This window comes from Intrasporangium sp., from assembly GCF_032907665.1.
Classification (GTDB): Bacteria; Actinomycetota; Actinomycetes; order Actinomycetales; family Dermatophilaceae; genus Intrasporangium.
Map to the genome: position 1 here is coordinate 7,337 of NZ_JAJJPG010000059.1, position 13,157 is coordinate 20,493.

Here is a 13,157-nt window from a genome sequence, read left to right on the forward strand (position 1 = left end):
CGGACGCATCGGACCCGGACGCATCGGACCCGGACGCATCGGACCCGGCAACGCCGCCCTCCCGACGCGTGTGCACGCGCAGCACACGAGGCTCGATCCACGCCTCGAGCCACGCCACCCCGGAGTACTCGTCGCCGTCGACGTGGATCGTCAGCGGCGCCTCGGGGTCGACCCGCACCGACGTCGCCACGGTGTACTCGAGCCCGGGCACGTCGCCCCGCCAGTGCAGCAGGCCCTTGAGCGCGATCGGCACCCAGCCGACGACCCGGCTCGGGGCGACCACGGCGACGTGGAGGCGACCGTCGTCGATCCGCGCGCCTGGCAGCACCTCGATGCCGAGCGGGATGCGACCGACGTTGCCTGCGAGCAGGCACCAGAGCCGGCGACGCACAGGCGGGCCCCCGTCGATGCTGAACGTCATCGGCAGCAGGGGCGATCCCAGGGTGACCAGCGCGGGAATGACGTAGGCGAGCCACTGCGTGTGCTTCTTCAGGGCCGGCCTGACGAGCTCCACGGTCCGCGCGTCGTGGCCGATCCCGGCGAGCACGACGAAGGCGCCCTCACCCACCTCCCCGTCGGGCCGGCCCCAGCGCGCCCTCCCGAGGTCCGCGTCGTGCGGTTCACCGTCGAGCGCCACGTCGACCGCCCGAGGGATCGACCCGAGGGGGAGGTGCAGGTTGCGGGCGTAGAGGTTCGCCGTTCCCTGCGGCACGATCCCGAGTGCCACACCGGACCCGGCCAGGGCGCTGGCCGCCTCACGGACCGTTCCGTCGCCGCCGCAGACGACGACGAGCTCGGCGCCGGACGCGACGGCTGAGGTCGCCTGACCGGCCCCGGGGTCCTCGACCGTGGTCGAGAGAACCGCCGGCGGGGCCCATCCCCGGGACCGGCAACCTGCCACGAGGGCGGCCACGGCACGGCCGTCGGGATCGCTGATCGGGTTCGCGACGACGGCAACTCGCACTCCCCGAGTGTGCCTGAGGGTCGGCACCTGCAGGGGCCTGTGCTGGGAGCCGGCCCAGCGGCATACGGCTGGGTGGTCTGTGTCCGTTTGGCTGCTGTGTCAGCCAAACGAGCGAAAGTCGCCCGGAGAAATGGATTTCCCCACCCCACGCGGGGGCGAGGCCACCGTCCACAGGCTGCTCGTCACCTCTCGCGCGGGGACTGGATCGCCGTCACAGTCCAGACATGGACCTGTCCCTCGTTGCCCGCGACTCCGTCTTCCCCTACACCCGGGCCCGCGAGGCCGGCATCGGTCCGGACGAGCTGCGACGACGCCTCCGCGAAGGCCAGTGTCACCGGCTCCACCACGGATGGTTCACGACGGAGGACCCGAGTGACGACATGACCCGACACCGGCTCCGCACCGTGGCGCTCCTCGAGCAGTATGGGACGAAGGCCGTCGCCAGTCATGTCTCGGCACTCATCCGGCTCGACCTGCCGACCTACGAGCCCGAGCTGTCGGTGGTGCACCTCATGGCGACCGACCCGTCGAGCAGAGGGCACCGCAAGGCGGACCTCCTCGTCCACCCACGGCCGGGGCCGGCCATTCGCACTCGACGGCGAGGTGCGCCTGCGCCACCGGTCCCGGCCAGCGTGTCCGCCCTGCCTGACACGGACCGCGCGACGACACACCCCGCCCTGGCGATCGCGTTGGTGGGCCTCGCAGGTCCCCTGGACTTCCTCGTCCCGGCCGATGCAGCCCTGGGCCGGGGCCTGGTGACCCGTGAGGACCTCACTCGTGCCGTGTCCGTCCTGCGAGGACGTCCGGGGGTCCATCGCGTGCGGGCAGCACTGCCTCGGTGCGACGGACGGCACGAGTCGCCCGGAGAGACCGTGACCGGGTTCGTCCTGCGCACCCTCGGTCATCGGCTCGTACCGCAGTTCGTCGTGCCGACAACGGGGCAGTGGACCCCTGGAGGGCAGGGCTATCGCGCGGACTTCGGAATCGTCGGGACGAAGGTGCTCGTCGAGTTCGACGGCCGGGTGAAGTACACGTCCGCGGCGGCATTGTGGGAGGAGAAGCAGCGGGAGGACCGGATCCGATCGCTGGGATACGAGGTCGTGCGCCTGACCTGGGCCGACCTGAAGGACCCCGATCGCGTCCGCGGTCTTGTCGACGCCGCGATCCGCCGGTCGGCACGCCGGAACTGACGCAGCGATATCTGGCAGGTTGCCCGACCCACGGTCGTTTGGCCGAGATATCAGCCAAGCCGGCAGCGATCAGCCAACTCGGCCAGGACCGACCGGCTTGGCCACCACCGGCGCGAGCGTTGGGCGCGGACCCGGGTGAGCGGCATACGGCCGTCGGGGGGAGGCGTGGCGAGCAGATAGCCTTGCCGTTGGCTCAGCAGGCAAACGGAAGGCGGACTGATGCCGGCAATCGTGCTCGTCGGAGCCCAGTGGGGCGACGAAGGCAAGGGCAAGGCGACCGACCTGCTCGGCAGCAGCGTGGACTACGTCGTCAAGTTCAACGGCGGCAACAACGCCGGCCACACGGTCGTCATCGAGCAGGACGGCACGCGGGAGAAGTACGCCCTGCACCTGCTCCCTTCCGGCATCCTCAGCCCGAACTGCACGCCGGTCATCGGCAACGGCGTCGTCATCGACCTCGGCGTCCTCTTCGAGGAGCTCGACGGCCTCGAGGCTCGTGGTGTCGACACGAGCAAGCTGCTCGTCAGTGCGAACGCCCACCTCATCCCGCCGTACAACCGCACCCTCGACAAGGTGACGGAGCGCTTCCTCGGCAAGCGCAAGATCGGCACGACGGGCCGGGGCATCGGCCCCACCTACGCCGACAAGATGAACCGCATCGGCATCCGCGTCCAGGACCTCTACGACGAGGGCATCCTGCGCCAGAAGGTCGAGGCGGCCCTCGCGTTCAAGAACCAGGTCCTCGCCAAGATCTACAACACGCGAGCAGCCGACGTCGACGAGGTGGTCACCGAGCTGCTGTCGTATGCCGCTCGGCTCGCTCCCATGGTCAGTGACACGTCGCTCGTGCTCAGTGAGGCCCTCGATCGCGGCGAGACGGTGCTCTTCGAGGCGGGTCAGGCGACCCTGCTCGACGTCGACCACGGGACGTACCCGTACGTCACGTCGAGCAACGCGATCTCGGCCGGGGCCTGCACGGGGTCCGGCGTCCCCCCGACGCGGATCGACTCGGTCATCGCCATCCTCAAGGCCTACACCACGCGCGTGGGAGAGGGGCCGTTCCCGACCGAGCTCGACGACGACAACGGCGAGTTCCTCCGGAAGACCGGCGCGGAGTATGGCACGACGACCGGCCGCCCGCGGCGCTGCGGCTGGCTCGACGCAGTCGTCGGACGCTACGCGACGAGGATCAACGGCGTCACCGACTTCGTCATCACCAAGCTCGACGTGCTGACCGGACTCGACACCGTGCCGATCTGTGTCGCGTATGACGTCGACGGCGTCCGCCACGACGAGATGCCCGTCAACCAGAGCGACTTCCACCACGCGAAGCCCATCTATGAGGAGCTGCCCGGCTGGTGGGAGGACATCACGCAGTGCCGGACCTTCGACGCGCTGCCCGAGAACGCCCAGCGCTACGTGCTGCGGGTCGAGGAGCTCATCGGTGCCCGCGTCTCGGCGATCGGCGTCGGCCCCGGTCGTGACGAGATCATCGAGCGCCACCCCCTGAACCCCAAGGAGAGCCGTGCCTGACCAGGAAGCCGCCGTCCGCCCCGAGGACTGGGTGACGCGTCTCGCGGACGAGGTGATCCGGGAGGCGGAGGAGCGCGGGATCCGCGGGCCGATCGTCTGCGCCTCGGGGATCAGCCCCTCGGGGCCGATCCATCTCGGCAACTTCCGCGAGCTCATCACACCGCACCTCGTCGCCGACGAGATCACGCGGCGCGGCATCGCGTGCGAGCACATCCTGTCGTGGGACGACTTCGACCGTTTCCGGCGCGTGCCGAAGAACCTCAGCGGGGTGGACGAGTCGTGGGAGGAGCACATCGGCAAGCCCCTGACGTCGGTTCCGGCTCCGCCCGGGTCGCCCCACGCGAACTGGGCCGAGCACTTCAAGGCGCCCCTTCTCGAGGCGATGCAGGCCACCGGCATCGAGGTCCGCCAGATCAGCCAGACCGAGCAGTACCGGGCGGGCGCCTACCGTGAGCAGATCCTGCTGGCCATGCGCGAGCGCGGCGTCATCGACACCGTCCTCGGCCGCTACCGCACGCTCGAGGCTGCCGCTGAGGCCAAGCAGCGCGCAACCGGGAAGGGCAAGAGGCACGACCCGCCCGGCGTGCAGCAGCAGAAGCTCACCGAGGAGCAGGCGGCGGCGGCCACCGAGGCCGAGCGAGGGTCGGGAGCGGCCACTGAGGATGACGGCAGCGAGGGTCGGGCCGGGTACTTCCCCTACAAGCCGTTCTGCTCCGTGTGCGGCACCGACTTCACGACGGTCACGGCCTACGACGACGACTCCCACCTGCTCTCCTACGCGTGCACGAAGTGCGGGCACACCGAGCAGGTCGACCTCGACACCTTCACCAACGGCAAGCTCGTGTGGAAGGTGGACTGGCCGATGCGGTGGGGGTATGAGCAGGTGCTCTTCGAGCCGTCCGGCGTCGACCACCAGAGCCCGGGGTCGAGCTTCGTCGTCGGCAAGGACCTCGCCCCGATCTTCGGCTGGAGGCGGCCCATCGGCCCGATGTACGCCTTCGTCGGCATCGCCGGCATGGCGAAGATGAGCTCGTCCAAGGGGGGAGTGCCGATCCCCAACGACGCCCTCGAGGTGATGGAGCCGCAGGTGCTGCGCTGGCTGTATGCGCGCCGCCGTCCCAACCAGAGCTTCGACATCGCCTTCGGCCCGGAGCTGCAGCGGCTCTACGACGAGTGGGACGCGCTGGTCCGCAAGGTCTCGCGCGGCCCCGAGGGCGGGGCGCAGCCAGGTGACGTGGCAGCGCACCTGCGCGCCACCTCGGTCGCTCGCGGGAGCGGCGTCGAGACCCTGCCGACGACGCCGCGGCCGATGCCCTTCCGCACGATCGCGTCGGTCATCGACATCACCCAGGGCGACGAGGCCCAGGCCGTGCGCATCCTCTCGGACCTCGACCCGGACAATCCGGTCACGTCGACGGACGACCTGCGGCCCCGTCTCGACTGCGCGGAGCGGTGGATGCTCGGCTACGTGCCCGCCGAGGACCGGACCATCGTGCGCGAGGAGCCCGACACCGAGCTGCTCGCCTCCCTCGACGACGAGCAGCGCGAGTCCCTCCGGATGCTCGTCGACGGTCTCGACGACCACTGGTCGCTCGACGGGCTCACGCACCTCGTCTACGCCGTGCCCAAGATCCAGCGTGGGCTCGATCCGGAGGCAAAGGTGAGGGACCCCGAGCTGTCGAAGGCGCAGCGTGCCTTCTTCGCCCTCGTCTATCGCCTCATCGTCGCGAAGGACACGGGCCCACGTCTGCCGACCCTGCTGCTCGCGGTGGGGGCGGATCGCACGCGCCGACTGCTCGGCCACTGACCAGGGCTCGGTGAGCGAAGGCCCCGGTCACGTCGTTGTGAACCGGGGCTTCGACAGGGTGATGGTGTTGGGCGGGGGGCGAGATGCAGGGGGGGTGCATCACGTCCCCCGCCCGGTGCGCTTCCTCGGCAGGCCGAGAGAGCACCGGACGTCGATGGGGCCTCGGGGGGAGAGACCGGCGGGGAGGGTGGGTGGTTCGCACGCCGTCGACGTCCTCCACATCATCCCGTGGACCTCATTGGGAGTCGACGGATCTCGCCAATCCTTGAACAACTCTTTACCTTCTGCAGGGGAGGATTCGGGACCCGTCAGGACAGGACGGTCATCCGGTGGGCCGCCCGCGTCAGGGCGACGTAGAGCACCCGGACCCCACCGGGCGACTCCCGCGTGATCTCGTCGGGATCGACGACGACCACGGCGTCGTACTCGAGCCCCTTCGTCGACATCGGGTCGACCACCTGCACCCGCCCGCCGGCCGAGCCGGCGAGGGGAGCCAGCTGGGCGGCATACGGCTGCGGGGTGACGACGGCGATCGGGCCGGTGACCTCCTCGAGGAGGTCACCGAGGGCCTCCTGGACCGCTTCGAGCGCGTCACCGCCGAGCGTGCCCACGACCACGTCGTGGCCCGTCTCGCGCACTGCCTTGGGGATGTCGGCATCGGGGACGTGCCGGCGCACGACCTCGGCGGCGTAGTCGAAGATCTCTCGCGCGTTGCGGTAGTTCGTGTCCATGTGGAACGCCTGCCGGGGCTGCGTGCCGAAGGCCTCCTCGCGCGCAGCGGCGGCCTCGTCCACATCGGTCCACGAAGCCTGTGCGGCATCGCCGACGACCGTCCAGGACGCATGGCGGCCGCGGCGGCCGATCATGCGCCACTGCATGGGGGAGAGGTCCTGCGCCTCGTCCACGAGGACGTGGGCAAACTCCTCCGGCTTGCCGATGCGCCCTGCGAGCAGGCGCCCGCGTGGGTCGTCCGGGACGTGCTCGGCGCGGCTCTCGTGGGCGGCCGAGACCGGTTGCACCTCGGTGACGCCGTATTGACTCAGGTCCTCGAGCTCCTCGATCTCGTAGAAGCCACGCTCCTCCCGGGGAGCGTCCTGGACGAGGCCGATCCTGGCGGACAGGTCGTCGATGAGGGCGACGTCGGAGACCGACCAGGTGCCGGTCTCCAGCGCGGTCGCGAACGAGCCTGCGAGCCGGTCCACCTCGTGCTCGTCGAGCGACCCGCGAGCATGACGCCGCACGAGGTCGGCGTCGGCGAGCCAGACGAGCACCTCGCGCGGATCGACCTGCGGCCACCACACCGCCATGAAGGCCTCGACCTCGAGGTGGTCCTCCCACTTGTCGAGGAACTCCTCGCGGGCCTCCCGGTCCCCTGTGATCCCGAGGGACGACCAGGCCGCCTCGCCGAGCGCAGCGCGGGCGGCTGCCGTGGCGAGGTTTCGCTGGTGCTGGCGCAGGACCTGCGAACGGACCCGGTCGAGGGCTCGCGCGTCGAGACGGACCGCGCGGCCGGCCACGAAGGCGCGGAACTCGGTGGGGGCGTCGGGCACTCGCCCACGCGCGGCACTGCCGAGGAGCGCCCGGATCCGGGTCGAGCCCTTGATCCGGGCCACGTCGGGCGGGTCGAGGCGCTCGGTGTCGACGGCGTCGACGACGTCGCCGAGTGCGCGCAGGGTGACCGACTCCTCGCCGAGGGACGGCAGGACGCGCTCGATGTAGGCGGTGTAGGCGCCCGACGGGCCGACGACGAGGATGCCTCCCGACTCGAAACGCCGCCGCTCGGAGTAGAGCAGGTAGGCGGCGCGGTGGAGCGCGACCACGGTCTTGCCGGTGCCCGGCCCCCCGGTGATCTCGGTGACCCCTCGGGCACTCGCCCGGATCGCCTCGTCCTGGTGTGCCTGGATCGTCGCGACGATGTCGCGCATGCGCTCGCCGCGGGACCGGGTCAGCGCGGCCATGAGGGCGCCGTCGCCGACGACGACGAGGTCGTCCGGGGCCTCGGGCACCATGAGGTCGTCCTCGACGCCGATGACGGTCGAGCCCTTGCTTCGCAGCACCCGCCGACGCAGCACGCCCATCGGCTCGACCGGCGTGGCGCGGTAGAAGGCGGAGGCCGCAGGCGCCCGCCAGTCGATGACGAGCGGCTCGTAGTCGTCGTCACGCACGCCGAGCCGGCCGATGTAGCGCACCTCGCGGTCCTCGGGGCGGTGGCCGTTGGAGCCCGCGGAGGGAGGAGCGGAAGCCGAGGTGCCCTCGCGGAGCATGGCGTGGTCGATGTCGAGGCGACCGAAGACCAGGCCCTCGTACTGCGTGTCGAGCATGCTGCGCCGCCGCGCCGCGTGGAACATCAGGGCGTCACGCTCGAAGAGGCCGGCTCCCTCAGCGTCGCCGACCTCGACCGAACGGCCGAGCTGGCCCCGCGCCAGCCCCTCGGCCTGCACGACGTCGGCGCGCAGGCCGGCCTTCTCGAGCTCGGCGAGGACACGGTCGACATGGGCCTGCTCGATGGCGATCTGCTGGGCCACCACGTCGGGGACGGCAGTGACGTGGCCGGGCGGGTTGGCCGTTCGAGTCTGGGAGGACGAGGAGCTCACTGCCATCCAATGGTTCAACGGTGCACCCGTGATGGGGCGCGGGAACCATCAAGTCTACTGTCTTCCCATGGTTGCAATGGGGTGCATCCCACCAACTGGCGATCCGCTCATCGGTCAGGTCGTGCGTCTCGACGTCATGCGCCCCGAGGACACCCACGGCCTCTACGCGGTCTACACCGACCCGGTCGTCTACACGCAGGGCTACGCGATGACCTCCCCTCCGGGCTCGGAGGCCGACGTGGAGGCCCTCGCCGCCGCCGCGATCGCCGCGCGCAACCCGGACGGCACGGGCCGTACCGCCTACACCATCCGCCTCGTCGAGGACTCGGACCTCGGGATCGCCGGCACCGTCGTCGGCACGAGCTCGCTCGGCGACGTCGACACGGAGCGCGAGCACGTCCATCTCGGCTGGACGATGTACGGCTCCCGCTGGTGGGGCACGGTCGTCAACCCGGAGGCGAAGTTCCTCATGCTCGCCCATGCCTTCGAGACCTGCGGCTTCGGGCGGGTCAAGATCCAGACCGACGTCATCAACGCCCGGTCACGCGCCGCGATCCTCAAGCTGGGCGCCACCTTCGAGGGGGTCACGCGACGGGACGTCCGCCGCGCGAACGGCACGTGGCGGGACTCGGCCGTCTACTCGATCCTCATCGACGAGTGGCCGGCAGTCCGCGCGGGACTGCGTCGCCGCCTGCCCTGAGCCGCGCGCTCGCGTCCGGTGCCGGCCGGCGTCGGATCACCGGAGGCCGGAGTGGGAGCTCCACAGCGCCCCGGCACGATGGGCCGCCTCCACCACGAGGGCCGCGAGCTCGGGGCGGTCGGGAACCCTGAACGAGACATAGTTGCCGCGACCGCCGGCGGTGGGCCGGCCGTATGCCTTTGCGGCGAGGTGACCGTCGGGGAGCAGCCGGACATTGAGAGTGGTCAGCTCGAACTCCTCACCGCGCCGCGTGTCCGTCCAGCGGAGGTGCTCCGGGACGGTCACGTTGATGGCCAGCGCGCTCACCTCGACGTGGGTGCTCTCGCTCATGGAGGCATGCTGTCACTCGGCCACGCGGACGAGCCAATAGGCTGGCCGCCGTGAAGGTCCTCGTCCTCGGCTCCGGCGCCCGTGAGCACGCCCTCGTCAAGGCCGTCGCTGCCGACCCGGAGGTCGACGCGGTCATCGCCGCTCCGGGCAACCCGGGCATCGACGCCACCGCGCTCTGCGTGCCCGTCGACATCCTCGACGGCGAGGCGGTCGCCGCGCTGGCGCGCGACCACGACGTGGACCTCGTCGTCGTCGGCCCTGAGGCGCCGCTCGTGGCAGGAGTGGCGGACGTATGCCGCTCAGCCGGCTTCCCGGTCCTCGGACCCTCCGCCGCGGCTGCGATGCTCGAGGGCAGCAAGTCCTTCGCCAAGGAGGTCATGGCCGCCGCCGAGGTGCCCACGGCGCTCGCGCACGTCTGCACGAACCTGGCCGAGGTCGAGTCGGCCCTGGACGCGCTCGGTGCCCCGCACGTGGTCAAGGACGACGGGCTCGCCGCCGGCAAGGGCGTGCTCGTCACCGAGTCCCGTGACGAGGCACTTCGCCACGCCGAGCGGTGCCTGTCGAAGGACGCCGGCCGCGTCGTGGTCGAGGAGTTCCTCGACGGGCCGGAGGTGTCGGTCTTCTGCATCTCCGACGGGACGCACGTCGTGGCACTCGAGCCGGCCCAGGACTTCAAGCGAGTCGGCGACGGCGACACGGGGCCCAACACCGGCGGCATGGGCGCCTACTCGCCGCTCGACTGGGCACCCGCCGACCTGTCCGACCAGGTCGTCGCGCGCATCGCCCAGCCGACCATCGACGAGATGCACCGGCGGGGCACGCCCTTCGTCGGCGTCCTCTACGTCGGCCTCGCTCTGACGGGCCGAGGGCCCAAGGTCATCGAGTTCAACGCCCGCTTCGGTGACCCCGACGGTCACGCCAGCTTCGCCAGGCTCGAGTCACCCTTCGCCCAGCTGCTCTTCGCCGCTGCGACCGGTGACCTCGAGGGCTTCGGGCGCCTGCGATGGTCCGACGACCACGCCGTCGTCGTGGTCATCGCCTCGGAGGGATACCCGGCCGCGCCGCGGACGGGAGCCCCCATCAGTGGTCTCGACGCCGCTGCCGAGATCCCCGGGGTCGTCGTCCTCCACGCCGGGACGAGACTCGACGAGGACGGGGTGCTCGTCTCGGCCGGCGGGCGCGTACTCGACGTCCTCGCGGTGGGGAGTGACCTCGCGAAGGCAAGGTCAGCGGCATACGACGCGGTGTCCCTCATCGAGCTGGAAGGGTCACACCACCGCACCGACATCGCGCTCCGGGCCGAGCGCGGAGAGCTCGTCGTCTGATCCGACCGTCCGCGACCCGGCCACCCCGTGGGCGGCTGCCCCGGGGCGGGGCCCGGCCCCGGGACGTGACCGCGGGGCGTGCCACTCCGCGAGGCGTCCCCCGCGACTGACCTCGCGCAGTCGCCCCTCCGTCCTGGCCCGGTCGCGCTCCGCGGTGACGAGAATGAGCTGGTCGCCGGTGCGCAGCCTCGTCTCCCGGTGGGGGACGAAGAGCTGGCCGGCACGCAGGACGAGCGCGACGAGGGCGTCGTCCGGGAGCCGGAGCTCACGGATCTCCACGCCCGAGAGGCGGGAGCCGGGAGGCACGTCCACGGTGAGCATCGTCGTGCCGATGTCCTCGAAGGGGGCGTGCTCGAAGGCCAGCTCCCTCGCGCCGACCTCGTCCGAGATGCCCAGCCTGCGTGACAGCCAGGGCAGGGTCGGCCCCTGGATGAGGGTGAAGACGACGACAAGGAGGAAGACGACGTCGAAGATCGTCTGGGCCCCGGCCACTCCAGCACTCATCGGCAGGGTCGCGAGCATGATGGGTACCGCGCCGCGAAGGCCCGCCCACGAGATGAAGGCTTGTTCTCGCCACGGGACCCGGAACGGCGTCGTGCACAGCCACACTGAGACCGGGCGTGCGACGAAGGTCAGCGCCGTGCCGACGACGAGGGCCGGCAGCACCGCCTCGCCGAGACGTGCCGGTGAGGCGAGCAGTCCCAGCAGGACGAAGAGCCCGATCTGCGCAAGCCAGGCGAGCCCTTCGGCGAAACCGACCGTGGCCACCCGGTGTGGCAGGTTCGAGTTGCCGAGGATGAGGCCGGCGACGTAGGCGGCGACGAAGGGGCTCCCGCCGACCATCCCCGCCACGCCGAAGCCGAGGAAGGCGAACGCGAAGAGGGCCAACGGGTAGAGGCCCGCGGCCGGCAGGGCGATCCGTCTCAGGAGCAGGCTGCCGAGGAGGGCGGCAGCAGCGCCGACGACGACACCGATGACCATCTGGACGGCGAAGCCGGTCAGCGCCGTGCCAACGGTCATCGTCTCCCAGGCGTCGGAGACGACCAGCGTGACGAGGATGATGACCGGGGGGTCGTTGAAGCCAGACTCGGCTTCGAGCGTCGCGCGGGTCCGCGCACGCATCGGCAGGGCGCGCATCACGGCGAAGACGGCCGCGGCATCCGTCGACGAGACGACCGCGCCGAGCAGGAGCGCCGTGCGGAGGTCGACGTCGAGGATCAGCCAGGCGATCCACGAGGTGACTGCGACGCTGATGCCGACCCCGATCGTGGCCAGCACCAACGAGACACTGAGGACCGGCCGGACGACGGAGAGGTTCGTCGTGAGGCCCCCCTCAGCGAGGATGACGGCGAGCGCCACCGTGCTCAGCACCTGCGTGAGCTGCACGTCGTCGAACCGGATCCCGAGCCCTGACTCCCCGATGGCGACGCCGATCGCGAGGTAGAGCAGGAGGCTGGGCAGTCCGGCGCGGGTCGAGAGCCGCACTGCGCTGACGCCGAGGAGGACGATGGCCGCCGCGGCGACGAGCAGGGTGTTGAGGTCGGCTGCGCTCATCTGAGCAGCCGCATCAGCTCCGCGACCCTCAAGGCGGCCGTCACGACGAGGGCGGTCTCCATACCAGCACCTTCGCGGTGCGGCCGGCTCCACCGCCATCCGTGGTGACACCCATCTTCCGGGTCGGCCGGTCGCTCGTGTCTAGGCTGAGCCCATGGGTCGAGCCATGGGCCGGCGTGCCTCACCATCGCTCTTCTGGAGGGTGTGCCTCATCAACGGTGGCGTCTTCGTCGTCGGCACGCTCGCGCTCGCTCTCTCCCCGGCCACCGTCTCGTCCCGGGTCCTGCTCGAGGAGGCCGTGGTCCTCGTCGTCGGTCTCGCCGTCATCGTCGTCGTCAACGCACTGCTGCTCCGGTCGTTGCTCCACCCGCTCGACCGGGTCCGGGACACCATGGCCCGGATCGACCTCCGCCAGCCGGGACTCCGTCTCGAGGGGGACGAGGACGGGCCGGCCGGTCCGCTCGTCCACGGCTTCAACGCGATGATCGACCGTCTCGAGAGCGAGCGGCGGGTGAGCACCGCCGAGGTCCTCGGAGCGCAGGAGGCCGAGCGGCAACGCATCGCCCAGGAGCTGCACGACGAGATCGGCCAGAGCCTCACCGCCGTCCTTCTCGGGCTCAAGGGTGCGATCGACGCGTCCGAGCCAGAGGTCGCCCGGCAGCTCGAGGGGATCCGGGAGACGGCCCGCGTGACCCTGGAGGAGGTTCGACGCATCTCTCAGCGCCTGAGGCCCGGGGTTCTCGAGGACCTCGGCCTGCGAGGCGCCCTCACCGGCCTCACGTCGGAGTTCGAGACGACGACCGGCATCCCCGTCGAGCGCGCCTTCGGCCAGGGCCTGCCCGCGCTCGCCCCGGAGACCGAGCTGGTCCTCTACCGCACGGCCCAGGAGGCCCTGACCAACATCGCCCGGCACGCCGACGCCCGGCAGGCCTCCCTGTCCCTGTCCCGACGCGGTGGGTCCGTCGTGCTCCGGGTGAGCGACGACGGCGTGGGTGTGGGCCAAGGAGCCGCTGCAGGGTCGTCCGGCAGCGGCACCGGGATCGCCGGGATGCGCGAGCGTGCCCGGCTCGTGGGCGGCACCGTGCGGGTCGGCGCGCTCGGACGGGGCGGCCGTGGACGGGGGACGGAGGTCGTGGTCGAGGTGCCCATCGATGCGCCCG

Annotated in this window: 10 protein-coding genes; 6 read left to right on the forward strand and 4 right to left on the reverse strand. The window is 71.2% G+C overall.

All coding sequences use genetic code 11. From position 1 onward, the window contains the following. Positions 1–964, reverse strand: a 964-nt coding sequence (locus LOY02_RS10420; protein ID WP_317182291.1) for a diacylglycerol/lipid kinase family protein, incomplete at its 3' end; no start/stop codon positions are given. Positions 965–1,188: 224 nt separating this feature from the next. On the opposite strand from LOY02_RS10420, the gene LOY02_RS10425 reads away from it, so the two are divergent. From LOY02_RS10425 to lysS, 3 genes are all read left to right on the forward strand, one after another. Continuing rightward, positions 1,189–2,154: a hypothetical protein gene (locus LOY02_RS10425; RefSeq protein WP_317182292.1), complete on the forward strand. Its 966-nt coding sequence runs from the start codon at positions 1,189–1,191 to the stop codon at positions 2,152–2,154. A 219-nt stretch (positions 2,155–2,373) separates the two neighbouring features. Beyond that, entirely contained in the window at positions 2,374–3,687 is a 1,314-nt protein-coding gene (locus LOY02_RS10430) for an adenylosuccinate synthase (protein WP_317182293.1), read from the forward strand. Then, a complete protein-coding gene (lysS, locus tag LOY02_RS10435) occupies positions 3,680–5,494 on the forward strand; it encodes a lysine--tRNA ligase (protein ID WP_317182294.1) in 1,815 nt (604 codons plus the stop codon). Before LOY02_RS10430 ends, lysS begins: the two co-directional genes overlap by 8 nt. 308 nt (positions 5,495–5,802) lie before the next feature. Here the strand turns inward: lysS and LOY02_RS10440 are convergent, their stop codons facing one another. Further along, positions 5,803–8,094: a HelD family protein gene (locus LOY02_RS10440; RefSeq protein WP_317182295.1), complete on the reverse strand. Its 2,292-nt coding sequence runs from the start codon at positions 8,092–8,094 to the stop codon at positions 5,803–5,805. 61 nt (positions 8,095–8,155) lie between these two features. Here LOY02_RS10440 and LOY02_RS10445 point away from each other — a divergent pair, with 61 nt between their 5' ends. Then, positions 8,156–8,788, forward strand: coding sequence for a GNAT family protein (locus tag LOY02_RS10445; RefSeq protein WP_317182296.1), 633 nt, complete (start codon positions 8,156–8,158; stop codon positions 8,786–8,788). 36 nt (positions 8,789–8,824) lie between these two features. Here the strand turns inward: LOY02_RS10445 and LOY02_RS10450 are convergent, their stop codons facing one another. Beyond that, positions 8,825–9,118, reverse strand: coding sequence for a hypothetical protein (locus LOY02_RS10450; protein WP_317182297.1), 294 nt, complete (start codon positions 9,116–9,118; stop codon positions 8,825–8,827). Positions 9,119–9,168: 50 nt separating this feature from the next. Between LOY02_RS10450 and purD the strand changes: the two genes are divergently transcribed. Beyond that, the gene (gene purD, locus LOY02_RS10455) at positions 9,169–10,443 is read left to right on the forward strand and encodes a phosphoribosylamine--glycine ligase (protein WP_317182298.1); all 1,275 of its coding nucleotides are present in this window, start codon (positions 9,169–9,171) and stop codon (positions 10,441–10,443) included. On the opposite strand, the gene LOY02_RS10460 is transcribed toward purD, so the two are convergent. After that, positions 10,387–11,997, reverse strand: a complete 1,611-nt coding sequence (locus LOY02_RS10460) for a potassium/proton antiporter (RefSeq protein ID WP_317182299.1) — start codon at positions 11,995–11,997, stop codon at positions 10,387–10,389. The genes purD and LOY02_RS10460 overlap by 57 nt on opposite strands. A gap of 154 nt (positions 11,998–12,151) precedes the next feature. Between LOY02_RS10460 and LOY02_RS10465 the strand changes: the two genes are divergently transcribed. After that, positions 12,152–13,157, forward strand: a 1,006-nt coding sequence (locus LOY02_RS10465) for a sensor histidine kinase (RefSeq protein WP_317182300.1), incomplete at its 3' end; no start/stop codon positions are given.